This window comes from Pseudoalteromonas sp. NH0006-26 (assembly GCF_057552415.1).
In genome coordinates this window covers 616881-641230 of record NZ_BAAJMJ010000001.1, presented here as the reverse complement: position 1 = coordinate 641230, position 24350 = coordinate 616881, and the positions used below count along the sequence as shown (strand labels likewise).

At 39.0% G+C, this 24350-nt stretch carries 22 protein-coding genes; 7 read left to right on the top strand and 15 right to left on the bottom strand.

The genetic code is table 11. From position 1 onward, the window contains the following. Positions 1–10: 10 nt before the first annotated feature. The 9 genes from AC27JR_RS02620 to dnaK all read right to left on the bottom strand — a co-directional run bounded on the left by AC27JR_RS02620 (position 11) and on the right by dnaK (position 9568). A complete protein-coding gene (locus AC27JR_RS02620; protein WP_131692114.1) occupies positions 11–967 on the bottom strand; it encodes a porin in 957 nt (318 codons plus the stop codon). A gap of 174 nt (positions 968–1141) precedes the next feature. Next, positions 1142–2506, bottom strand: a complete 1365-nt coding sequence (locus AC27JR_RS02615) for a sigma-54-dependent transcriptional regulator (RefSeq protein ID WP_487172698.1) — start codon at positions 2504–2506, stop codon at positions 1142–1144. Beyond that, positions 2499–4229, bottom strand: coding sequence for a sensor histidine kinase (locus tag AC27JR_RS02610; RefSeq protein ID WP_487172697.1), 1731 nt, complete (start codon positions 4227–4229; stop codon positions 2499–2501). The genes AC27JR_RS02615 and AC27JR_RS02610 overlap by 8 nt, the downstream gene beginning before the upstream one ends. A gap of 172 nt (positions 4230–4401) precedes the next feature. Further along, positions 4402–4665, bottom strand: coding sequence for a CBU_0592 family membrane protein (locus AC27JR_RS02605; RefSeq protein WP_131692315.1), 264 nt, complete (start codon positions 4663–4665; stop codon positions 4402–4404). A gap of 161 nt (positions 4666–4826) precedes the next feature. Continuing rightward, positions 4827–5078, bottom strand: coding sequence for a hypothetical protein (locus AC27JR_RS02600; protein ID WP_010389011.1), 252 nt, complete (start codon positions 5076–5078; stop codon positions 4827–4829). Positions 5079–5197: 119 nt separating this feature from the next. Continuing rightward, positions 5198–5581 (bottom strand): response regulator, encoded by a 384-nt coding sequence (locus tag AC27JR_RS02595; RefSeq protein WP_487172696.1) that lies wholly within the window; start codon positions 5579–5581, stop codon positions 5198–5200. A 148-nt stretch (positions 5582–5729) separates the two neighbouring features. Further along, complete coding sequence (gene ybaK / locus AC27JR_RS02590) at positions 5730–6191, bottom strand: Cys-tRNA(Pro) deacylase (protein ID WP_487172695.1); 462 nt, start codon at positions 6189–6191, stop codon at positions 5730–5732. A 102-nt stretch (positions 6192–6293) separates the two neighbouring features. Further along, positions 6294–7433: a molecular chaperone DnaJ gene (dnaJ, locus tag AC27JR_RS02585; protein ID WP_372861819.1), complete on the bottom strand. Its 1140-nt coding sequence runs from the start codon at positions 7431–7433 to the stop codon at positions 6294–6296. A gap of 215 nt (positions 7434–7648) precedes the next feature. Further along, positions 7649–9568, bottom strand: a complete 1920-nt coding sequence (gene dnaK, locus AC27JR_RS02580; protein ID WP_076919709.1) for a molecular chaperone DnaK — start codon at positions 9566–9568, stop codon at positions 7649–7651. Between the two features lie 239 nt (positions 9569–9807). On the opposite strand from dnaK, the gene AC27JR_RS02575 reads away from it, so the two are divergent. Next, positions 9808–10617: an acyl-CoA thioesterase gene (locus AC27JR_RS02575; protein ID WP_487172694.1), complete on the top strand. Its 810-nt coding sequence runs from the start codon at positions 9808–9810 to the stop codon at positions 10615–10617. 3 nt (positions 10618–10620) lie between these two features. Here the strand turns inward: AC27JR_RS02575 and AC27JR_RS02570 are convergent, their stop codons facing one another. Continuing rightward, positions 10621–11391 carry a substrate-binding periplasmic protein gene (locus tag AC27JR_RS02570; protein WP_487172693.1) on the bottom strand — a complete coding sequence of 257 codons (771 nt, stop codon included), beginning with the start codon at positions 11389–11391 and terminating at the stop codon, positions 10621–10623. Positions 11392–11518: 127 nt separating this feature from the next. Here AC27JR_RS02570 and AC27JR_RS02565 point away from each other — a divergent pair, with 127 nt between their 5' ends. Genes AC27JR_RS02565 through AC27JR_RS02555 form a run of 3 tightly spaced genes read left to right on the top strand, consistent with a single transcriptional unit; the run spans position 11519 to position 15014 of the window. After that, positions 11519–12748, top strand: a complete 1230-nt coding sequence (locus AC27JR_RS02565) for a PqiA/YebS family transporter subunit (RefSeq protein WP_487172692.1) — start codon at positions 11519–11521, stop codon at positions 12746–12748. Then, positions 12745–14400 (top strand): intermembrane transport protein PqiB, encoded by a 1656-nt coding sequence (pqiB, locus tag AC27JR_RS02560; protein ID WP_487172691.1) that lies wholly within the window; start codon positions 12745–12747, stop codon positions 14398–14400. Before AC27JR_RS02565 ends, pqiB begins: the two co-directional genes overlap by 4 nt. Then, positions 14400–15014: a PqiC family protein gene (locus tag AC27JR_RS02555; protein WP_131692119.1), complete on the top strand. Its 615-nt coding sequence runs from the start codon at positions 14400–14402 to the stop codon at positions 15012–15014. The genes pqiB and AC27JR_RS02555 overlap by 1 nt, the downstream gene beginning before the upstream one ends. Here AC27JR_RS02555 and AC27JR_RS02550 read toward each other — a convergent pair. Next, positions 15001–15504, bottom strand: coding sequence for a GNAT family N-acetyltransferase (locus AC27JR_RS02550; RefSeq protein ID WP_487172690.1), 504 nt, complete (start codon positions 15502–15504; stop codon positions 15001–15003). The two genes, AC27JR_RS02555 and AC27JR_RS02550, sit on opposite strands and share 14 nt — an antisense overlap. 94 nt (positions 15505–15598) lie before the next feature. Beyond that, the gene (locus AC27JR_RS02545) at positions 15599–18481 is read right to left on the bottom strand and encodes an insulinase family protein (protein WP_487172689.1); all 2883 of its coding nucleotides are present in this window, start codon (positions 18479–18481) and stop codon (positions 15599–15601) included. Positions 18482–18645: 164 nt separating this feature from the next. On the opposite strand from AC27JR_RS02545, the gene AC27JR_RS02540 reads away from it, so the two are divergent. Further along, positions 18646–19065 (top strand): MAPEG family protein, encoded by a 420-nt coding sequence (locus AC27JR_RS02540; RefSeq protein WP_487172688.1) that lies wholly within the window; start codon positions 18646–18648, stop codon positions 19063–19065. Positions 19066–19111: 46 nt separating this feature from the next. Here AC27JR_RS02540 and AC27JR_RS02535 read toward each other — a convergent pair whose 3' ends face one another. Further along, the gene (locus AC27JR_RS02535) at positions 19112–19855 is read right to left on the bottom strand and encodes a peptidylprolyl isomerase (RefSeq protein ID WP_076919700.1); all 744 of its coding nucleotides are present in this window, start codon (positions 19853–19855) and stop codon (positions 19112–19114) included. Between the two features lie 310 nt (positions 19856–20165). Between AC27JR_RS02535 and AC27JR_RS02530 the strand changes: the two genes are divergently transcribed. Beyond that, a complete protein-coding gene (locus AC27JR_RS02530; protein WP_076919699.1) occupies positions 20166–20357 on the top strand; it encodes a hypothetical protein in 192 nt (63 codons plus the stop codon). A gap of 80 nt (positions 20358–20437) precedes the next feature. Continuing rightward, positions 20438–22057 carry a bifunctional UDP-sugar hydrolase/5'-nucleotidase UshA gene (gene ushA, locus AC27JR_RS02525; protein WP_487172687.1) on the top strand — a complete coding sequence of 540 codons (1620 nt, stop codon included), beginning with the start codon at positions 20438–20440 and terminating at the stop codon, positions 22055–22057. Positions 22058–22445: 388 nt separating this feature from the next. On the opposite strand, the gene AC27JR_RS02520 is transcribed toward ushA, so the two are convergent. Together AC27JR_RS02520 and AC27JR_RS02515 are read right to left on the bottom strand one after the other, a co-directional pair. Next, positions 22446–23390, bottom strand: coding sequence for a hypothetical protein (locus AC27JR_RS02520; protein WP_076919697.1), 945 nt, complete (start codon positions 23388–23390; stop codon positions 22446–22448). After that, the gene (locus AC27JR_RS02515) at positions 23390–24259 is read right to left on the bottom strand and encodes a type 2 periplasmic-binding domain-containing protein (RefSeq protein WP_076919727.1); all 870 of its coding nucleotides are present in this window, start codon (positions 24257–24259) and stop codon (positions 23390–23392) included. Before AC27JR_RS02515 ends, AC27JR_RS02520 begins: the two co-directional genes overlap by 1 nt. Positions 24260–24350 lie beyond the last annotated feature (91 nt).

The window sequence follows — 24350 nt, the reverse complement described above, 5'->3', positions numbered from 1 at the left end:
TTAACAGCCTTTAAAATTTATATTTAAGACCAAGTGCAACACTGTTATCAGCATTTTCTTCTAGGTCAAGGTCAGTATATAAAAGGTAAGCGGTAGTTTGCTTGTCAAAAATGTAGTCTACACCGGTAGTCCACTGAGTTGCGTCTGATGCTTGACGTAGCTTTGAATCATCTTTTGCAAATTGAACTTTAGGTACCCATTTGTCGAGCTTGTAGCTTGCACTTAACACGTAACCATTCCCTGATTTACTACCATCAATTGATTCTGAGTGCTGGTATAACGCACCTAATTGTAGTTTTTCAAATTTATACACGCCTGCGATACGACTTGCTTTAATGTTATTAAGCGAGTCAACATGGCTGATTGAAATAGAGTAAGGAGTTTTATTTAAACTACGGTCACCATAAATAAGGGTTGCAGCAAATCCCGCTTCGTTATCTTTGTTGTCATCTTTTGGCGCATAGGTAAATGAAAACTGTGCATTGTGCCAGTACTTAGAGGTATAGGTAATGGTATCGCCTAAGCGATCTTGTCCGGCAATAACTTGTGAAATATCAGCTTGGGTTTCGTTAAAGTTATCGAGTCTACCTTCAGAGTATTTAAAACGCGTGTCATTTCGCCCTACGACTACTTCACCAAACGCCCCTTTTAGACCTAAGTAGGTATTACGTGCCGCGAAAGGCTCATTGGTATCGTCGTGTTCAAAGCCTTTAACTTGAACCTCGTATTTAAATACCGCTGTAAAGTATTCATTTAATTTATGGTCACCTTTGATGCCAATACGTGAAAAAGGCGCATCAATTTGCGTACCTTCATCAGCATAACGCATGATACCTGTATCGGTATTGGCAATTTGAACTTCAGCTTTGCCGTATACTGTGTAGTCTGCAGCGAACGCTGTAAGGGGTAACGTGGCAGCACTGCATAATGCAGCAAGTACTGAACCTTGGAATAAATTGTTTTTCATTATATATCCTAATTATGTGATGCTACTTGTTGTCTATAACTTTATAGCAAGAACATGACCAACTAATAAATAACAATATATTTCAAAAGGTTAAAAAATAAAGGTAAATAAAAATAGATTGAAATGTGCGGATTTCCGCACACTTAAAATACGCACTATCACCATTTCCACCCACTAATCGGTAAACATATCTCGATTAAGGTTATATTTACTCATTTTGTCATAGAGGGTTTTACGCGCAATCTGTAACGTTGCCATGGTATTTTTGATACTGCCATGGTTAAGCTCTAGGGCTTCTTCAATTAAAGACTGTTCATAAAAGCTAACCTTTTCGGCTAGGCTTAAATCCAATGATAACGAACCGCTACTGCTTGAATCACTTTGTGCAAATGCCAGATCGGGGCCAAGTAATACCGCGCGTTCTGCCTGATTTCTTAGTTCACGTACATTGCCTGGCCAATCATGGGCAAGTAGGCGCTGCTGTAATTCTATATTAAGTGCACCTAAAGGTTTATGAAAACGAGTGGCCGCAATAGAGCTAAAGTGTTTAAACAACAAGGGGATATCGGCTTTTCTGTCTCTTAACGCGGGAATACTGACTTTAACTAAACTCAATCGATAATATAAATCGGCTCTAAACTCACCTTTTTCTACTAACGAAAGTAAATCTACTTTGGTGGCCGCGACAATACGAATATCAAGCTCGATGGCTTTATTTGCACCCACGGGGGTGACTTTTCGCTCCTCAAGCACTCGTAGCAACTTAACTTGAAGCGATAAAGGAGTGCTTTCAATTTCATCTAAAAAAACGGTGCCGCCTTGTGCAAACTCAAACTTACCTTTGCGATCTTGTGTTGCGCCAGTGTATGCACCACTAACAGCACCAAACAATTCGCTTTCTATTAATTGCTCAGGCACCGCACCACAGTTAATAGCCACAAACTGACAGCTTGAGCGGTTACTATGATCGTGTAAATAACGGGCAACCAATTCTTTACCTGTGCCAGTTTCACCTTCAATCAGCACATCAGCAGGGGTATCAATCACCGTGTTGAGTAAGTTCATCATGTGCTGCATTTTAAGGGTCTCGCCTAAAATACGCACACCGGGCGCGGAGGTCTTTTCAACCGCACGCTTCAGGGCCCTGTTTTCCATTACTAAAGCACGTTTGTCTAAGGCTCTGGCAATGCAATCTAATAAATTTTCGTTCAGGGGTTTTTCAAATAAATCATACGCGCCTAATTGCATTGCTTTTACCGCAACAGAAACATCAGCATAACCTGTTAAAAATATTACCGGAAGTTCACTGTCGAATGCTTTTACCTGCTCAATAAAGGCTAAACCATCCATGGTGGGCATATTTATATCACTGAGGACCACACCATAAAAGTTACGACTTAAACGGCTTAAAGCAACAGTCGCATCACTAAAGCACTGCACCTCATACCCTTCGAGGGTTAAAAGTTGATTTAACGAATCACGGATCATCGCCTCATCATCAATAACAACCACTTGCTTACAAACAACGGCTTCAATCATTTTTTGGGGCCTCTATGCTTGATAAACTAATAATAAATTGTGCACCGCCTTGAGGACGGTTGTGCGCCGTTAAGTAACCATTAAATGAATCAATAATTTGCTTTGAAATTGATAAGCCCAGCCCTAAACCATTACTTGACTTGGTACTGTAAAACGGTTCAAAAATAGAGCCCAATACATGGTGTTCAATACCTGGGCCACTATCTAATATAGACAGCTTAACGCGATCCTCAAAACACTCCACATCAAAACTAAGCTCTCTAACAGGCTCACCTTTCATTGCCTGTGATGCATTGGTGATCACATTAACCAATACTTGTTCAAACTTTAATGCATCGACCCACACGGTGATCTCTTGCGAGAACTGCGGTGCACTGACATTAACATCGTCTTGTTTAAGTTGCGGATGGGTGATCATCAACGCATTGTTTAATAACGCCGACAGTGGATGTGGTCGAAGTTGCATGGTCGCCGGCTTACTAAAGTGTTTAAGCTGCGCCACTATTTTATGTACCCGCTCTACCAAATTCTCAATAATAATTAAATTTTCACTTAATGCATTAAGTTTCCCTTTTTTGAGGAAAATTTTAGCGCTTGCCAAATAAGTGTTCATGGCGCTTAGCGGTTGGTTAATTTCATGATTAATACCCGCACTTAGTTGCCCTATTGTGGCTAATTTTGCCGACTGTACTAGTGCAGTTTGCGCTTTTTCAAGCGCTTGAGTGCGCTCTAATACTTCAAGTTCTAAACTATGACGCGAATACAGTAATTTTTTATACCCGGCAAAACGTGCCAATAAGCTATATCCGACAAAAATTGATACCCAATAAAATAACACTAGCCATAACAATCTGGGCACCTGTAAGGCATTTATGCTTGAAATATCAACCAATACCGTCATGGTTGCATTTAGATGTGTCAGTGGCCTTGAAGCAGCAACATATTCATCTTTAGCAATTTTAAATTGTTCAATGCCTTGGCTTTTGTAGCGCTGCTGTTTTATTTGTAACGGTTGATGATCTAAGTAAGCACGGCGCTGTTTAATATCGCGCCGCGCAGTAATATCAAGCTCTGTAAACGTGTTTAACCGCCATGCAGGCTCATCTGACATAGCAATAATTTTATCCGCAAGTTGCAAATAAAAATGACTGCCTTTTGAAGTGTTTAATAGCGAACGATCGTTTTCAAATTTAGCGACATTAATTTTTAGCGCCACCACACCAATGGCTTTGCCATCTAGATAAATAGCCTGAGAAAAATAAATACCCCGCTCTTTAGAACGCTGTCCAAGAGCAAAGTAGGCGACCTTTTCACCAGCAAAAGCTTGTTTAAAGTAAGGTCTAAATGCAAAGTTGCTGCCTAAAAACGTATAGTCGGTTTGCCAGTTACTACTAGCAATAACATCGCCATGGGTATCTAGTATATATACATCCGAAGCACCACTGGCCTGTTGGATATCGGCCAAATAATTATTAATAGCATTAAAGTGTTGCGATTCGTTATTAGTAAAACGAATCAATAAATTATTTTCACTGAGGAGCTGAGGAATAGCTGAAAATCGCGCGAGTTCATTATCAATGTAATTATTTAATTGAATGACTTGTTGGTCAGCTTGCGTTTTAGCTTGGCCTAAATCATAGGCGCGGCCAAATGAAAATGTAACCAGTAATAACAGCACTAACAGTATACAAGCAAAAATAATTTTTTTAGGAATGGAGAACATAAACGCCTATGACACCAAGGTGCCAATAATAACTAATAGCCACTATTGTATCGATTTATAGGCCTTTGCAGAAGAAACTTTTTGTTAACAAATGTACTGAAACTAAAAAACCGTGAAACAAAAAACATTCCACGGTTTAATTCCCTGCAACGGGGTGCTGTTTTAGCTTAATCTACGCTTTTGCAAGCGCTGGTTTGTCTTTAAAGTACTTATACAAACCAATTAATGAGGCTGCGATCCAAAATATTTCAATCACAAAGCTCGCTAAGTTAAAGTTATAACAAAGACTGATAAGTAACAAAATAGCGCCACTTAAATTCATCATGTTATAGACTAAGCTTTTTGGTGATACTTTATTTAGTTGCAGTAAAAAAAACGAACCAACCACTAAAAAAGTGCCACTCATACCAACAATATCAAATAAAAGTGCAATCACACGTCTATCCTTTTCCATTTTAAAACCCAACTGACTGGCCCAATCCATGGGGAGGGTTTTTTTCAATCATTGAAACAGCAAAACCAGCGAAGTTTACCAGTGAAAAAAAAGCAAACAAGGGCTTATGTCCGCCTCTTGATACATTAGATTTAATAGCGGCTTTATTTAAAAGTGACTTTACCACCTATCATTTTATAGGCAGCAGTCCCTCTTATAGTTGCCGGACGTGCAAAAGGTCGCTCACAGCCTGGACATACGCATTCAGTATGGGTGTGATCTTGCGTAATTCGTTCTATAAAGCATTTTACCAACGCGCCTTTGCCCCCTTTGCGGTATTTAAATAATGGCGCTTTGCACGCAGAGCAAAATATATCGACCGTTTTTGTAGGCCCTTTTTTATTGGGCTTAGCCATACTACCTCAATCATTACTTCACGATTAATTAATAACATAATGCTATCACATCAGAGGTAGAAAATAATGAACGGCTGCTGCGCTAATACATTTTTAAACAGTTAGTAGATAACTTTATTTTATAAACGTTTGGCTTTAGGCTTTTTCGATAAACGCGTTAATTGAGCTGCTAATACATTCATATTAAAAGGCTTTACGATAAACCCTGATACCTTTGCATTAATTATCTTTTTTACGGTCTCAGAGCTGTCTTCGCAGGTCACCATAAGTACAGGAAGGTTTACCAATTCGGCATCTTTTCTAATATTATCAAGTAAGGTTATACCATCCATTTTTGGCATATGAAGATCTGTTATAACCAAATCAAACATTTGATCTTGAAGTATTTTTAATGCTTGAAGCCCATCTGTGGCTTCAACGATTTCTTTATAATCTAACTGCCTCAACATATTAATGAGCACATGGCGCATTAATGGCATGTCATCAACAACTAATATTTTCATATGAATGTTTAACCAAGTTAACTGCAAGCAAATCTTCATTAAATGAATTAACAAAAACTGTTATAGGTAGTATTTACAATAGTTAACTGTAGCTGTTGAAGCAAATAATCAGTTTTATTTACACTATGCAAGTTTGATAATAGATCATTTAAAAATTACCAAACGAAGCTTGAATAAGCCCAGCTAAGCATGCTGGACTGAGTGCAATTTCAAGCCCTCGCTTACCGGCGCTTACATAAATAGTATCAAAGTCCAATGCGCTTAAGTGTATGTAGGTCTTTAACCGCTTTTTTTGTCCAAGAGGGCTAACACCGCCCAAAATATACCCCGTACTTGCCTGTACTTTTTGCGGCTCTGCCAGCATTACTTTTTTTACTGCGCAGAGCTTAGCCAATTGCTTTAAATTAATCTGCTGAGTGACAGGCGTTACCGCTACAATTAGCTGTTGTTCTGACGTTTCTAACACCAGCGTTTTAAAAACTTGGGCGCTATTAAGGTTTAGCTTTTCAACTGCTTCAAGGCCGTAATTAGTGTTGTTTACATCGTGCTCATAGCTAAGTACGTCAAATTTAATTCGGGATTTTTTTAGCTGTTCTATCGCTGGGGTCATCTGATAAAGTCCTCAATAAATTTCTGATAACTTACCATATTAAACAAAAAAACGGCGCTTAAAGAAGCGCCGTTTTTACCTAAGTTCTGTTGACCCTAATAATTACTTAGTCAGGTCATCAAAAAACTTTTTAACACCGTCAAAAAAGCCTTGCTCTTTTGGACGGTTCTTTGAGCTATCTTTGCCCATGCTTTCTTCAAGTTCTGTTAGCAAGTCGCGTTGACGTTCGTTAAGGTTCACTGGCGTCTCAATCACCACTTTACAAATTAAGTCACCTTGAGCACCACTGCGTACAGACTTAACCCCTTTACCACGCATACGGAACATTTTGCCCGTTTGTGTTTCCGACGGTATTTTAAGTTTTGCACGGCCATCTAATGTTGGCACTTCAATTTCACCGCCAAGGCCTGCTGTAGTAAAGCTAATAGGCACCTCACAGTATAGGTTGTTCGCTTCACGAACAAATATCTTATGTTCACGAACCGACACTTGCACATACAAATCACCTGCTGGTGCGCCGTGCATACCAGCTTCACCTTCGCCAGATAAACGAATACGGTCACCTGTATCAACACCTGCCGGAATTTTTACCGATAGCGTTTTGGTTTTCTCTACGCGGCCTTGACCATGACATTTGTTACAAGGATCTGAAATAATTTGACCCTGTCCATGACATGTTGGACATGTTTGTTGTACGGCAAAAAAACCTTGGCGCATTTGTACCTGGCCAGCTCCGTGACATGTTGTACATGTTTTTGGTTTAGAGCCCGCTTTAGCCCCACTGCCATCACACGGATCACAACTTACCCAAGTCGGTACTTTAATTTCTACGTCTTTACCACGAACCGCTTCTTCTAAGCTTAAGTCCATGTTGTAACGTAAATCTGAACCACGTTGCTGGCGTGATTGACGTCGACCACCGCCGCCACCAAAAATATCACCAAATACGTCACCAAAAATATCACCAAAGTCACCTTGGCCGCCGCCAAAGCCACCGTGACCACCGCCACCACCTTGTTCGAAGGCTGCATGGCCGTATTGGTCATACATTTGACGTTTTTGATCGTCCGTTAATATTTCGTAGGCTTCCTTTACTTCCTTAAACTTGGTTTCAAGGTCTTTATCACCGGCGGTACGATCTGGATGATATTTCATCGCTAAGCGTTTATACGCTTTTTTTATGTCTCGCTCACTCGCATCTTTGCTTACGCCGAGGACTTCGTAATAATCGCGTTTTGACATATCTATCACACTACTCTTTTCTATGTGCAGCGCTAGCTGCTGGACAAACCGATAAATCATATCGATTTATCATTGAATTTTTAAAGCACTTTACTTACATCTCTTACATACAAAAGGCGCGTTAAGCTTTAGCCTACGCGCCTCAGGTGTTCATCCTAACTTAAACACACAATGTAGTCATAGTGTTTTCGGTTAGCGAGAAGCGTTAGTAACAATTACTTGTCGTCTTTAACTTCTTCGAACTCTGCATCAACAACATCGTCGTCTTGCTTAGCAGACTGTTGTTGCTCTGCACCGGCATCACCACCTGCTTGTTGTGCTTTAGCTTGGGCAATTTCCATTAGTTTTTGAGACTTTTCAGCAAGCGCTTGTGTTTTAGCTTCAATTTCTGCTTTGTCGTCGCTCTTAATAGCACCTTCAAGGTCAACAACAGCCGCTTCAATTGCTTCTTTGTCTTCGCTTGGTAGTGCATCACCCGCTTCTTCAATTTGTTTACGTGTACCGTGAACAAGTGCGTCAGCTTGGTTACGTGCAGCTACTAACTCTTCAAACTTTTTATCGTCTTCAGCATGTGCTTCTGCATCGCGAACCATCTTTTCAACTTCTTCGTCACTTAGACCTGAAGACGCTTGAATGGTGATTTTTTGCTCTTTACCTGTGTCTTTATCTTTAGCAGATACATGTAAGATACCATCCGCATCCACATCGAATGTTACTTCGATTTGTGGTGTACCACGTTGTGCTGGGCGAATACCTTCTAGGTTAAATTGGCCTAGAGATTTATTATCGCTTGAACGCTTACGCTCACCTTGTAGCACATGAATGGTTACCGCAGACTGGTTATCTTCTGCTGTTGAGAATGTTTGCGATTTCTTAGTAGGAATCGTGGTGTTTTTCTCAATCAATGCCGTCATTACTGAACCCATAGTCTCAATACCTAGAGATAATGGTGATACGTCTAGTAATAGTACGTCTTTCACGTCGCCTGCAAGTACACCACCTTGAATCGCTGCACCTACTGCAACTGCTTCATCAGGGTTAACGTCTTTACGTGGCTCTTTACCGAAGAACTCTGCTACTGTTTTTTGAACAAGTGGCATACGTGTTTGACCACCTACAAGAATGATATCGTTGATATCGTTCACTGTTAGGTCTGCATCAGCCAGCGCGCGTTTAAGCGGTTCAATTGACTTAGTTATTAAATCTTCAACTAGTGACTCAAGCTTAGCACGTGTTAATTTCACGTTCATGTGCTTAGGACCTGACGCATCAGCGGTTACATACGGAAGGTTAACTTCTGTAGATTGTGCTGATGAAAGCTCAATTTTAGCTTTCTCTGCTGCTTCTTTAACACGTTGCATTGCAAGTGGATCATTGTGTAAGTCGATACCTTGATCTTTCTTGAATTCAGCTACTAAGTAGTTGATTACACGGTTATCGAAATCTTCACCACCTAAGTGAGTGTCACCGTTAGTGGCTAGAACTTCAAATGTGTGCTCACCTTCAACTTCATCAATTTCAATGATTGATAAGTCGAAAGTACCACCACCTAAGTCATATACTGCTACTACGTTTTCACCACGGTTTTTATCCATACCGTATGCAAGTGCTGCAGCCGTTGGCTCGTTGATAATACGTTTAACTTCAAGACCCGCAATACGACCCGCATCTTTAGTTGCTTGACGTTGTGAATCGTTAAAGTATGCCGGTACTGTGATTACCGCTTCAGTTACTTCTTCACCTAAGAAGTCTTCAGCTGTTTTCTTCATTTTTTTCAGTACTTCAGCAGAAATTTGTGGTGCAGCGCGTTTTTCGCCGCCCGCTTCAACCCATGCGTCGCCATTATCAGCTTTGATAATTTTGAAAGGCATGATGCCGATATCACGTTGTACTTCTTCGTCTTCAAAACGACGACCAATTAAACGCTTAATTGCAAACAATGTGTTTGTTGGGTTAGTTACCGCTTGACGTTTTGCAGGTTGACCTACTAACGTTTCACCGTCTTGCGTGTAAGCAATAATAGACGGGGTTGTGCGATCGCCTTCCGCATTTTCAATAACACGTGCTTTATCACCATCAAGTACTGCAACACAAGAGTTAGTAGTACCTAAATCGATTCCAATAATTCTACCCATGAATCTTCTCCAACTTCTAAATTCGTTAATACGTTCGATGACTAGTTAATAGGGATGCCACAAACTTAATTCAACTGTAAAAATGAAAAAAAATTCATTTTTTTTAATTTATTTACTAAATAACCCTAAAAAGAGTAAGGATTGCTCATTTTTTGTTATTTAAGAGGACCTTTATTGTCTGGTCTGATGAGTTTGTGTGTGATATAAATTTAGTAAATAACATCAAAAGGACATTATTTGTGCACTTTGAACAATTATTACAACTCGCCCCTCAAGTAAGTCAGAAAACAGGCCCAGAAACCAATACTATGCAGTTCCCTGCTAATTGGTGCCAAGGTCGAACCGCTTTTGGCGGACTTTCTGCGGCGCTTCTTTATCAAGCAATGCGCAATAACGTTGATTCATCAAGACGACTGCTTTCTTTAAGTACAAACTTTGTCGGCCCATTATTGGCTGAAAAGCCATTTTCTTTGTCGGTAGAAATATTACGTGAAGGGAAAAGCAGTACCCAAGTGCTCGCCAAAGCCATTCAAGATGACGCAGTATGCGTTATTGTACAGGCCTGTTTTGCTAAAAACCGTAATTCATCAATTAATGTACCGGTATCAAAGTCTTTAACCTTGCACCCTGTGAACGAACGTCACTGTTTAGGATTTGTTCCTGGGCAAATGCCAGAGTTTTTTCAACATGTTGATTTATGCCCTCAACAAGGAGCCATGCCGTTTAGCAGTGCTGAAACCTCTCATTTAGGTGGTTGGATGCGCTTTAAACATACGCCAGAAGCAATTACAGAAGCCCATGTTATTGCCCTTACTGACGCATGGCCGCCAACCTTGCTGCAAATGTTTAAACAACCAGCACCGGCAAGTAGTATGTCGTGGTATTTAGAATTTGTGCAAGCGCCTAGCTTAGCGCCGGGTGAATGGTTAGGCTTTGAAGCAATCACTCATCATTCAAAAGATGGTTACGGACTTGAAGATGGCTGTATTTGGTCGCAATCAGGCGAGCTTATTGCCCTAACCCGCCAAACCGTGGCTTTATTTGATTAACAATTAAAAACGAGTGAAGTCGCGCTGGGTATATTGTTTATCTAAATTAAGCATTATGGTGCGATATTCACCGCTTTGAATTATGTTGGCTAAGCCTTGGTCAAATTGCTGCCTCAGCAAATCATTTTTAAAATACGCAGGTCTTGCCGCAGGTGGAAAAATAGCATGGATAACAAAATCTTTTTTGGTATTGGTTTTTTGATATTCCTTTAAGTAGTAAAGGAATATGCGTCTATCGAGAATAATCGTATCAACCCAGCCTGCCATTAAGTGATGTATCTGCGCTTGTTGGTTGAGTACTTCTTCATAGCCTCTTAAATTCTCTAAGTTGTGGCCAAACTCTTTTGGTAAATAAGCGGGTGCGTTTTGAAATGCTAAAACGCTTTTAGTGGCCAGATCGTAAATAGTATTAATAGTGAAGTTACTCTTTTTAAGACTCACAACTACATTTTCGTAGCTGACAACAGATTGGCTTCGATATATGCCAGTAATTAAAATACCTGAATAATTTAATGCGATATCAACATGACCTTGGTTTAATAAGGCATCTGCACGTTGATTTGACATGTACTGTACATCGACTTCGTTTATATCTTGATTACTTAGTGCTGCTTTTACAATTTCGAGCTGAATTCCTGAATCATTTTCACTTATTACATAAGGTGCAACTGTAGGGTTAGCAGCAATAGTAACTCGCTGCTGATTAATACCTTTAACAAATGCCAGGCTATCGCCACATAAGCACACTAAGGCTAATAAAAAAACCACTTTCACACTATCACCTAATCCGTTTTTATTTTCAGTTTTTGGGGTTACTTATTAGTAATTTAGCCGCAGTGTTTGTATTTAGCTATTAATTATAGCAATATTTAAATTATTGAATTAACTATAAGCTAACATTTTGCAAACTGCCTGCCCAAGCTGTGATCTTATCATTGAAATTCCAGACATTAATGCCAAACAAGTCGCACTGTGTCCTCGCTGCAACCACAAGGTTCGCGGTGTTAATGTTAACCATGATACCGAAATAGTCGCATTAAGCTTCAGCGCACTGCTGATGTTACTCAGCAGTATGTTTTATCCGTTTATTTCTTTTAGTAGCAACGGTATTACCCAAACAATTACCCTACCTGACGCTGCTCGCATTCTATTTAATTATGATAGTGACCTGCTCGGCCTGTTTATTGATATCAGCATTATTATTCTGCCTATGAGTTTGCTCATTATTTTGATCCCTTTGCATTTAGGGGTACTCAAAGCGCTGCCACAAGCGCTCGCCAGAAGGCTATTAAAGTTTACCTTAACCCTTGAGCCTTGGATCATGTCAGAAATCTTTTTGATTGGTGTTTTGGTCAGTATGGTTAAAATAATGTCATTAGCTGAGGTTAGTTTTGGTACCAGCTTTTTTGCCTATGTGGGATTTGTAATTTTTTATGTTAGTGCGTTAACACGGCTAAATCGTGCAAGGTTGTGGTCGCAGGTAAGCCCGGCAACTCGGCTTCAAAGTAGTGCAGGCGCAGAACGTGCAATAGACGATAATATAAAAGCCTGCCATGTTTGCCACCAATTGAGTGTTGATTTAACCTGCCCTCGTTGCCATAGTAAAACCTACTTAAGAAACCCCTACAGCGTTCAAAAAGCAGCAGCTTGGCTAGTTACCTCCGTAATTTGTTATATCCCCGCGAATTTACTGCCCATTATGTACACTATCAGCCTTGGGGATGAAACCCCTGCCACGCTTATTTCTGGTGTTATTACTTTATGGAATAGTGGCTCGTACCCAATTGCGCTGATTATCTTTTTTGCAAGTGTGGTGGTGCCATTAGCGAAAGCGCTCATTTTAAGTTTTTTATGTTTTATGGTTACAAAACCCGCCAACCTGCATACAAAAGGTTACACAAAAGTGTATCAACTTACTGAATTTATAGGAAAATGGTCTATGATTGATGTGTTTGTTGTGGCTATATTAGTTGCATTAGTGCAGCTAGGTAATTTGATGTCGGTTATACCGGGTTTAGGCATCGTCTTTTTTACTGTTATGGTATTATGCCAAATGATGGCAGCACACGCATTTGACCCTCGTTTACTGTGGGATTCACCTAAAAATAAAAACGCAGAGAATAAAGCATGACTAAAACAGCCAACGTAGCACAAAAAACACGTATTTCTGCGATTTGGATTATTCCCGTGGTTGCCTTATTGGTAGGTATTTGGATGCTTTATCAATACCAATTAAATAAAGGTCAAACAATCTACATCAGCATGCCGCAAGCCGAGGGCATTGTTGCCGGTAAAACAGAAATTAAAGTACGTAGTGTTAAAATAGGACAAATTGATCACGTCCGTCTTTCTGACAGCCAAGACAGTGTTATTGCACGGGCACAAATAGATAAAAACTACGATAACTTGCTTACTGAAGATGCCCGTATTTGGGTGGTAAAACCTCGCATAGATGAAACTGGCATTAGTGGCATGAGCACTTTGCTCTCAGGCGTTTATTTAGAGTTTTCGCCAGGCGAAAGTAAACAACTAAAGAAGCAGTTTAAACTTCAAGAGGAACCCGCATTAATAGGCAAAGATGTTCAAGGTGGCCGTTTTAAGTTACTCAGTTACAATGCAGAAGTACTTGATGTCAGTACTGGCATATTTTTTAAAAACTATAAAATAGGCCAAATAGAAACCGCTACTTTTGATTGGAAAAACCAAGCAATGCAATACGGTATTTTTATTAAAGCCCCCTATGAGAACTTGATCACCTTAAACTCTATTTTTTGGGTTAACTCAGGTATAGAAATAGATCTTTCCGCAGATGGTATCAACATTAACACTGGTTCTTTAAGCAAATTATTGAAAGGGGGGATCTCTGTCGGACTACCTGAGCAGCAGGCTCCTGGCGATTTAGCGCAAGACGGCCATAGCTTTTCTTTAAGCCAAAGTTACAAACAAGCTCTAGAAGAGCGCTTTTATGATTTTGATTATTACCTTATTGAATTTGAACAATCTATTCGAGGGTTACGTGTAGGTGCCCCAGTAGAGTATCGCGGTACACGCGTAGGAACTGTGGTTGAAGCACCCGCCAATGTAATTATAGATGGTAAGCCCGCCCATTTTCGCGCTAAAAACACTGCGGTTCCGGTATTAATAAAAGTCGAATACGGACGTCTTTACCACATCACCTCAGTAGCAAAAGAATATTGGAAAACAAGCGTTAACGAATGGATCGAAAATGGCATGAGAGCATCGCTTAAACCGGGAAATTTACTCACTGGTGCAGTGTACGTCGACTTTGACTTTTACACAGACACCCCAAAAAGCGAGCTTAAAAAGCTTGCTCAATACGATGTGTTTCCGAGTGTATCTAGTGGTATAACGGTGCTTGCTGACCAAGTGTCTGATGTGCTGAATAAGGTAAATAATTTAAAAATTGAAGACAGTTTGGCAAAAATGCAAACAACTTTCAGCGAGTATCAAGCGTTGGCCAGTGAAATGCGCACATTATTAAGTAAACCTGACACCCAAAATTTACCCGGTGACTTTAATCGTAATCTCGAAAAAATAACCAAAAGCATGGAGCAATTTGAAATAACCATGCGGCAGTTTGATAAAACCATGGCAAGCTATCAAGCAGGCTCACAAATGCACCACCAGCTTGAACAAACACTGCTGCAAATTAAGCGTTTATCTGAAGAATTCCAACCACTTACTCGTGGTTTAAACGAACAACCTAACATGCTCATTTTTGATAAGTCACTGCCTAGCGACCCGCAACCAAGGAAACAATAATGAAAGCACTATTTTTAATTTTAGCTGGTTTGATTATAAGTGGTTGTAGCTCGGCTATTCAAACTGCAACTCAATATTACCAATTTGAACAACCCATAACTGACTCTTCGCGAAATGTGCAAGATACAAAAGCACAACTCAGGGTGCAAACAGTTACCTTAAGAGGGGCATTGAATAACCGGGGTATTGCGATGAAAGTAGATAATAATCAAGTTCATGCTGCTAATTATCATTTATGGGGTGAATCGCCGGATGTAATGCTTACAACAACTGCGCAACAAACATTATTTAATGCCATGAGCAACTGGATGGTTATAAAAGGGTTGCCAGTCATCACCGACCAACAACAACAAATATTTTATGAACTAGAATATGAATTACATCACTTTAACGGCGATCTGCAAGGTAATGCAGATATTTCAGGGCTATGGCGTTTGTATTATACCCACCCAGAATCAGGCAGACGTTTACTAAGCATTCATAACTTCTCAAATGTGACGCCAATAGATGACGATGGCTACGATTCATTAGTCGCTACCCTTGAAAAAATGTGGCTAGAGATAAATTCAAATGTGGCAAACACAATTGAAAAAACAAGACTCAATCATAAATAAATACTTTGATGGCGGTTTTATCAGCATTGATGACTGCCTTACCCACCTCAGTAAAACCTAGTTTATATAGTACATTTTGAGACCCTAAATTAGCCGTTGAAGTAATTGCGCATACATCTTTTATACCTAATTTATGTCTGTTATTTAAAAGTATTGTTGCCGCCTCAAAAATATAACCTTTTTTTTCAAAACTGTCTTTTAGCGCAAACCCCAAGTCGGGATATTGCATAGTCGCTCGCTGATAAAAACCTACAATACCAATGATTGTTTCATCATGGAGTGTGATGATATAAGGCCCAAAACCGTGCTCTTTATGGGCAGCTATAAAACTGTCTTTGATGTATTCTTTAGCGTCGTCTAGGGTATAAATACCTTTATCACCAATGTATTTAATAAAGTTGGCCTGGTTAACTAACTTAAGTAACTCAGCCGCATCTACTATTTGTGCGACGCGTATGATTAAACGTTCAGTTTTAAAAGCAATATTCAAAATAACTCCTTGGAGTTCAATGCTATAAATTCAAGACATTAAACCAAAAACCCAGTCAAGAGTGACTGGGTTTTGGTTTTAAAGTAATTTCAACTTACTTTTGCAATTTTATATCGCTGTAGTAGGCATCTAAACTCGTCACTTTAGTTTGGTTTGGTAAATCAGCAAACTCGCTATCACTAAACTTAGTGCCGCGTAGCTGCACATTTAAACGAGCTGCTTTTGGATTTAACATTGTTTGCTGGTAGTAATCTTTAATATCAGCAAGTGTGACTTTTTCCACCTCTGCAATTAATTTTTGTTTTGAATCAAAGTCAAAGTTTTCACGGTACCAATCGTTAATAAGCGGGCTCATTTCATCACTTAAATTCTTGGGCTGCTCTTTTAACGATACCAAGGTTGCATTTTTAAGCTGTGAAAATGTTTCTTCACTCATGGCATTAAGCTCTAAAGCGTACTCTTTTTTGAACTTATCAAAGCGTACTTGAATGTCTTTTGGCCCTTTCACCGGTGTTTGGATAAATAAACCAATACCAGAGTAATCTTCAATAGGACGCGCTAATGCGCCTACTGCATAGGCAAGTTGCTCTTCAGTACGCATTTTATCAAACGCGATTGTTCTAAAGTGCCCTTGTAATACAGCTGCCTGTGCTTTTTGTTTGTAACCAGGTGTTGGGTGGATAGTCATATCGACCACCGCTACATCGGCTACATCAATATCTTTGTGTAATACACGCGCTTCACCTGGTTGCGGTAACCATGCTTTACTACGTGCAAACTCAGTTTGAGTATGGGTGCTTGGTAAAATAGCCGTTAACTCAGCAGCAATAGCATCAATGTCTTTTTGATTGTAATTACCGTAGCTAAATACACGTAAGTTATTATTCGCTAACGTGCTTTGCTTTAAGGTCTGTAAATCTGCAAGCGTTAGTGCTTTTGCAGCATTAATAAGCGCATCTGTATCAAAGCTACCAGTACGAGTTAGCTTAGAATACTCACCAAATGCTTGTGCATACGGGAATTGTTTTTGTTGATTTAGTAGATCACGTTGATAACGGTCAATGGCTTGGTTAAATGCTTGTGCTGAAATTTCATAATCAAACCCAGCTAACGCTTGTTTAAGTAAAATATCTTGTTTATCGGTAAAACCGCTTAACGAGAGCACCAATCCATTACTTGAGCTTAGATTAACGTTCATGCCAGCAATAGCCGCTTCAGTTCGTAACTGACTTAATTGAGTGTTATACAGATCAGCCCAAACAGAATAAAGAACGGTTGAGTTAATATCATGCAAACCTGTTTGCGTGTTGATATACACTTCAACTAAACCCTTGGGTTGCTCTGCAAACTGCTGACTTGCTTGGCGCCAAATTTTTACGCCGTTTTTATCGTAGCTAAGCTCAGGATGCTTCTGCTCTTTAAAAGCTTGCGTTTTAATAGCAAAACTCTCTGGCAGTAAATTGTTAACACTTGGTAAGGCTAAATTAAAATCACTTGGTTTTTCCCAGCTGGCAATTTCTGCGTCGCTAATATCGTTAATTTTATATTTGCCATCGTAAAAATGCAGCTCAGAATCTGTATCTTCCTGTTGAGAAATATACCAAATGCGCAGTGTATCGGCATTCAGTTGCTTAAGTACATTGTTAACCGCATCAGCATCAAACTTAGCATAGTAGTACGGTGCGTTTATCGCATGATTTAACGGATAATCTTGCATGCTTTGTGTCAGCGCACTAACGTAGTTAAACTCATCGCCTTTTTCTAAAAATTTAAACTGGTTATTTAACGACGTGCGAATTTCATTAAAGTACTTACTATTAACACCCTCACGTTTAATTAAATCAATATATTGCATAATAGTCGCAACTATTGCTTCGCGGTTGTTCATGCCTTCATCAGTCAGCTCTATGTTCACATTTAAAGAGCCATAGTTACCATACTGATTTGGTGAAGCAGACGCTGATAACTGCGATACCCAACCTTTATCACGTAATATTTGTGCTGGGCTACCTGGCATTTCATTACTAAGTAAATAAGCAACAAAGCGATTAGGTTTTACTGCAAATTCAGTTTGGTTATTAGCAATTGTGAAATCGAGCTGTAATTGTTTAACGTCTTCATTTGGCGAGTAATAAACACGTTTTCCACCGGCATTATCAAAATCTAAGCTGGCAGTAACGCTAGGCTTTTCAATATTTTTATTTTCAATGTCAGCAAAGTATTTTTGTGCTTTTTTCTGCATTTCTGCAATCGGTAAATTAGAAATCAGCGCCACTTTCATAATATTTGATGAGTAATATTTGTTATAAAAGTCGACTGTTTCTTTGTGTAACGAACTATCCGCTTTGTCGCCTAATGTTTCAAGGTTACCAATTAAGAATCGGTTAGCCGGGTGTTCACCCATCATTTTACGTGCTAGCTTAAATTGGCCAAAAAAGTCCATTTCACGACGCATTGACCACTCAGCATTCACTGCGTTTTTTTCTTTTTCTGTGTATTCTGGGTAAAGCTTTGGGGCTTTGAAAAAGTCTGAAAAGCGGTCTAGCCCTTCATCAAACGCATCGTTATTAATTTTAAACATGTAGTTGGTAATATCGAGCCAAGTATAAGCATTATGCGCGCCACCATTTTTAGTCATAAAATCAGAATACCCTTTGGTATCAGGGTATCGTTCAGTGCCTAAAAACAGCATATGTTCTAGGTAATGCGCCATGCCTTGTTGGCTCATTGGGTCATGTAATAGACCTACACCTACACTTAATGAAGCGGCTGATTTTTCAGCGCTTGGATCAGAGACTAAAATCACTTCAATATCGTTAGCAAGTTTCAAGGTTTTGTATTCACGGTTATCGTTAGGACTAACAACCAGCGTTGGTGATAAAAGTGAGGTTTGTGATGATTGAGAAAGAGTGGCGGTATTCGAACAACCGCTTAATATTGCTAGTGCAATTGCACTTAAGCCGATGATGTGTTTCATTTTAGTTTTATCCGTTATCGTAGAATAGGGTATTAGCGTTTTAAAAAGACTAAATCAGCTATAAACTACCATTATCAATTAATACTATGCTACTAATTAGCACTTAATTATGTAACACATTGTGAATAACAATCGAATACTCAAAGAAAATAATAAGGTAAGTTATGGAAAAGATAATAATAATAGCCATGTTTGTGCAAGTAACACTTTCATTAGTTGTTATGGTGATTATGGGAAAACGTCGTTTTGCAGCGGCTAAAAATAAACAAATACAGTTAAGCGACTTTGCTGCTATGCGCCTCGATAATGCAGGCGATCATGTGAGGGTTGCTGATCGTAATTTTAGCAATCAATTTGAAATACCTGTGCTTTTTTATGCGGGATGTTTACTTGCTTTACAGCTTAATACGGCAAGTGTCAGTATTGCAGTACTTGCCTGTTTATTTGTAGCGACACGGATTATTCATAGCCTCATTCACCTTGGAAGTAATCATTTAAGAGCCCGTTTTAGAGTATTTTTACTTGGTTGCCTATCTGTGTTTGTAATGTGGACTTTGCTAGTGCTGGGCATACTTTATAATTAAACAAAAATAACGGCGAATTTAGTCATTCGCCGTTATTTATTAAAGTTTACTTAGCACGTTTCAAACGAGGTACTACTAGTAATAGTGCACCTAATAACCATACCATACTGCCACTAGAGTCTGAACTTTGTGGTGGGGTAACTTCTACGTTATCAATTAATGTATTCTCTTTAGGTGTTAAGTTTTGTGCTGAATTAGGAGCATCACTAAGCACAACCACACTTTGAATTGATACCAAGTTTTCATTACTAATAACCACATTTTCATCTGAACATTGCGCTTGAGTAATACCAACTAATGGCACTTCTGAACAATGAACTAAGGCAGCAATTTTATCTAAGGTTTCTTGGCTTTGCGCTGTTATTTGTCCAAACACTGTAAACCCACCATTTTGTAAATCTAAGTTTTGGCTGTTATCACTCATATTAAAAAACCATTGGCTAGTAGCGCTATTTTCATTACCGCCCTGCTTTGCCATAGCAATTGTGCCTTTTACATTTGAGTAAACAGGTTCGTTTATTACCGCAGGCTTGGTTGTAATTGGATCCATTTTGTCAGAGAAAGTAAAGCCCCCTCCTTGAATGATAAACTTATCAATAGAGCGATGTATTACCGTTTGGTTGTATGCAGCATCATCAACATAACTTAGGAAGTTTTCTACTGTTTTAGGCGTTTGTTGATCGAACAAGTTAATTTCTATTGTTCCTTGGCTCGTTTGCATTTCGACTATGGTTGCTGTGCTTGAAAAACTGGCTGCAGCTAGAATTGACGCTAATATAAGCTTCTTCATTACTATTCCTATTTTTTATTGTCATTAGAATTAATATTTTATGCGTCATAGAATAGTGTGATTCATTTTATAAATCGATACATAAGTACTTAACGCTACAATTCACAGCAAAGTAATTACACTACAGTTACAACTGTTTACATTTTAATTTGAAACACGTTATAGATAATTAATTGTCTGAGTGCCTTGGTGTACATCACGATTACTCTTTTTAAATTAACTTTAAACCTAGCAAGGTACTTAAAAAGACCCTTATCAATCACTCTTTTTTTGTTATTATCAGCCTACACAATGATAGGAGTAAATAACAATGACTAACAACACGACTATTTGTGACTTTGGCCTACACCAAGGTGAACCATACACCCAATTGCCAGTTAGTTTTTTGAAATGGATGATTGATATTAATCACCAAAAATCTCAATATGCACGAGATGAACTTGCCCGAAGAAACCGAGTTGTAGAGCAGCAGCGTGAAGCCTCACTGGCTGAAAAAACATAAAGAAGTGCGTTTTTTTAACCTCGAACTAGTTTAAACTAGCTGCCTACTAGATTGAGCTTTTATTCATCGATAGGTATTTTATGCGTACTCTTGTTTTTCTTGTTTTTCTCCTTGGCTTGTCTGGCTGTGCCAGCGACGCTGTCAATAAACCTACAGCGCAATATTTAACGGTTCTTCATACCAATGATAACCACGGTCGCTTTTGGCATAACGAAAAAGGCGAATATGGCATGTCTGCGCGTAAAACCTTAATTGACCAGCTAAGAGCTGATGCAAAAGCACAAGGACATCAGGTGTTATTATTATCAGGTGGCGATATTAATACCGGCATACCTGAATCAGATCTGCAATTTGCGGAGCCCGATTTTAGAGGTATGTCGAAAATTGGCTATGACGCAATGGCACTAGGTAATCATGAGTTTGATAACCCATTAAGTGTATTAAAAAAACAACAGCAATGGGCTAACTTCCCGCTTTTATCTGCCAACATTTTCGATAAACAAACTGATAAAGCTGTTTTTGAGCGCTATAAAATATTCAAAAAAGGCGGCTTAACCATTGCCGTTATTGGTTTAACAACCACAGATACTGCTAAAATTGGTAACCCACAATACATTGGTCACTTAGATTTTAAAGATCCTGTTGAAATTACCGCCTCACTTACCCAAACCCTAAAAACAAAATACAATCCCGACATTACCATTGCCGTAACCCACATGGGACATTACGTAGATGCTAATTATGGGATCAATGCCCCTGGTGATGTCACTTTAGCTCGCTCCTTAGATAAAAATGCTCTTGATATGATTATTGGAGGGCACTCCCAAGAGCCAGTGTGTATGGCTGCTGAAAATGTTACTGATGAGAACTTTAAACCGGGTTTAGCCTGTAAACCTGATCAGCAAAATGGAACTTGGATAATGCAAGCCCATGAATGGGGCAAGTATGTGGGAAAAGCGGAGTTTAAATTAGAAAACGGCCAATTATCACTGCTTAGTTATCAATTATTACCGGTTAATTTATACGTAGATAAAAAGCAAAAAGATGGGAGCGTAAAATCCGTTCTTGCTGCAAATTACATTAAACCAGATCCAGAACTGCAAACCTTTTTAGCGACGTACCAACAAAAAGGAGCAAAGCAAATTGAAGGTAAAATTGGCTTCGTCAATGCCAGACTTGAGGGAGATCGCAACAAAGTACGCTTTGAACAAACAAACCTTGCGCGCGTCATCATCCAAGCACAAATGAACACCGTGGGTGCGGACTTTGGCATTATTAGCGGTGGCGGTGTTCGCGATAGCATTAATGCAGGTGACGTGAGTTATAAAGATATACTTAAAGTACAACCTTTCAAAAATCGTGTCGCCTATATCGACTTTAAAGGCAGTGATGTTTTAACCTATTTAAATGTCGTGACACGTTTTCCACCCGACTCTGGGGCTTACATGCAATATCATAACTTAGCATTTGAATTGAAAGGTGAGCAGGTAACTAACGTGTTCATTGCTGGAAAACCGCTTGATATAAGCAAAACATACCGCATGAGTATTAATGAATATAACGCTTCAGGTGGCGATAGTTATCCAAAAATTACACAAATGGCGGGATTTGTAAGCACTGATGAAACTGACTCGCAAGCTTTAAAGCGATTTTTTGCTGAGCACAGCCCTGTTGATGCAAGTGAATTTGTACCTAAGTAGTAATCTAATGTGAACAATAATGAGTGTCATTAAAATGCTAATGGCACTCTTCATTAAGGTTTATGTGGTAGCTAAGCTAGGGTCTGTTGACCTTTGCGGATTAATATTTGTTCAAACTAGGGGCAATTTAATCGCGGCGCGAGGTTTGTAACCTAGTGGGCTAAGTAAAAACCGAGCAACAAAGAGTTAATTGCCCCTAGGCAGAACCCTTCGGGCAGCGCCTGTTTGGCATTGATGCCGCGTTATCGCCTATTTGTGGGGAACAACCACACCATATAGACTCTGCCTTGCCTAAATACCAAACAGACTGCTGCAAATTTAACCTTGAAAGTTCAACAGACCCTGGTTTAAGCTCACTTAAATCATTACCCTAGGCAGTAATTCGAAATTACTTTCCTATTATTTCAATATTACCTTGGCTTACATTGATTAACCCATAGCTATGCATCCGTGAACGAGACCCCTCTCCAAATGCCTTTGGCGGATAATACAACTCCTTCTGCTCAGGGCAATCATTTAATACATCATCCAGTGCAGCACGTATTTCGCTTAAGGTTTTTTCCAAACTGTTATTAAAGTTTGGCCGTTTTCTAACGGTATGCCCGAGCTCAACCAAACGATAAAAGTACTTATTTGCAAGTTCTAGCAGCTCCTCGGGTACATTTTTATTCTGGTTAAGTTTTATCTCTGGATTATTAGTGCAAAACTCAACAAGTGCTAAATAAAAGCACAAAGGCTTATTTGCCAAAGCTACATGTTGATCGGGATAATAGCTACTGGACAACGTTTTACTTTTTAAATTAATCACGAGTATTAATGGCTTTGATTCTAGCGTGTTTAGCTCTTGACCAGTAACGAGCTTTTTATCTCCTTGATAAATAGCTGCCTGTTTTATCATGTATATAAGTAATGCGCTAATCACAAAAAGCAGTATATAAATAGCCATTACATCATTCGTAAAATAAGGTTGCTTTAAAGATAAAACTATAAACACCACATTGTTATTACTATTTAATTTTCGAATAAACTCATGGGTTTTTAAAGATAAGTTAAACTCATGCTTTGGTTCTATGGCAACCACCTGTATACCCGTACCTTGAATCTGAGCATTAACTGTTTGAATATAATGCTGTAACGCAGCTTTATTACCCGAATGTTTCAGTAGCTCATTTGATAAATCAAGTAAAGGTAAGTCTAAAGCGATTTGTTTTTCTATTTGGGCTATTTGTAACTGGTTTATCTGTTGCTGCTTCTGCGTTGTTGAAACATAAAAAACCAGTGAAAAGACAATGAATAGTACAAAAAAACATACTGGCAGTATTACTCTATTCATTATGACTCCCCTTTGAAGGTAACAGGGTAGCTATTGCAATGCCAATATGGCTCAACATCTTGATAGTATTGAAATGATTGTTCTTTAGACATGCTCAATAGGTGAGATTGAACAGCGCAGAGTAAATCGGTATTGTTATGCTGCATTTTTAAGTACCAACGGGTACCTGCAATATTACTGCTGATAGGCGTAATATAATTTTCTGAGAAGCGCTTACTATCACTTTCTCTCCAAAAAGAGGCAATAAGGTCAACTTCTCCGTTTGCCAGTAGTTCCCGCAATTCATTATGTGAGCTGGCATAGGTTATTTTTAGCTGAGCAACATTAAGCCCTAATTGCTTAAATGTTTGTTTTGGCAAAATATGTCCAGAGCGGCTGGTAGGGTAATCCAGTAAGCCTATTTTTTTATCTAAAAAGTATTGTTTCGTGATCAGTGGTTTTTCTTTTGAAGATATAAAGAACGCAGTGTAATCTGAAAAGCCCACCACTGGCTGATAATTGTAAGTCGTCTCAGCTCTAAACGCTTCCATAATATTATTCTTAGCTAAAATTAAATCCGCAATACCTTTGCCTACAAACTCTAAGCTATCCACCGTTCTGTAACCCCAATAACCAATAACAGAGCCATATTGTTTAGCCACAACCTTATCATCACATAGGTTTTGAGTGAGTAATTGAGCAACATACTTTGAGGGTGTAAATACTATAAGCTGATTTTGATTAGCCGTTGCTGTTGTTTGGCATGTCGTTGATGTTTCTATCATCACTGGGAAGGCTATTTCTTTTTCATCCACAACTATTTGACCAGCAAACCAACTAAACAGCAGCGCTATAAACATAAATGTAACAATTACTGTTTTATGCAACATTAACTTTTTAATATTCAAAAAACACCGATTTAAAATAGAGTAATAACTCATTTGAACAATTTTAATTACTTATTACAATAGGTAATTTTAC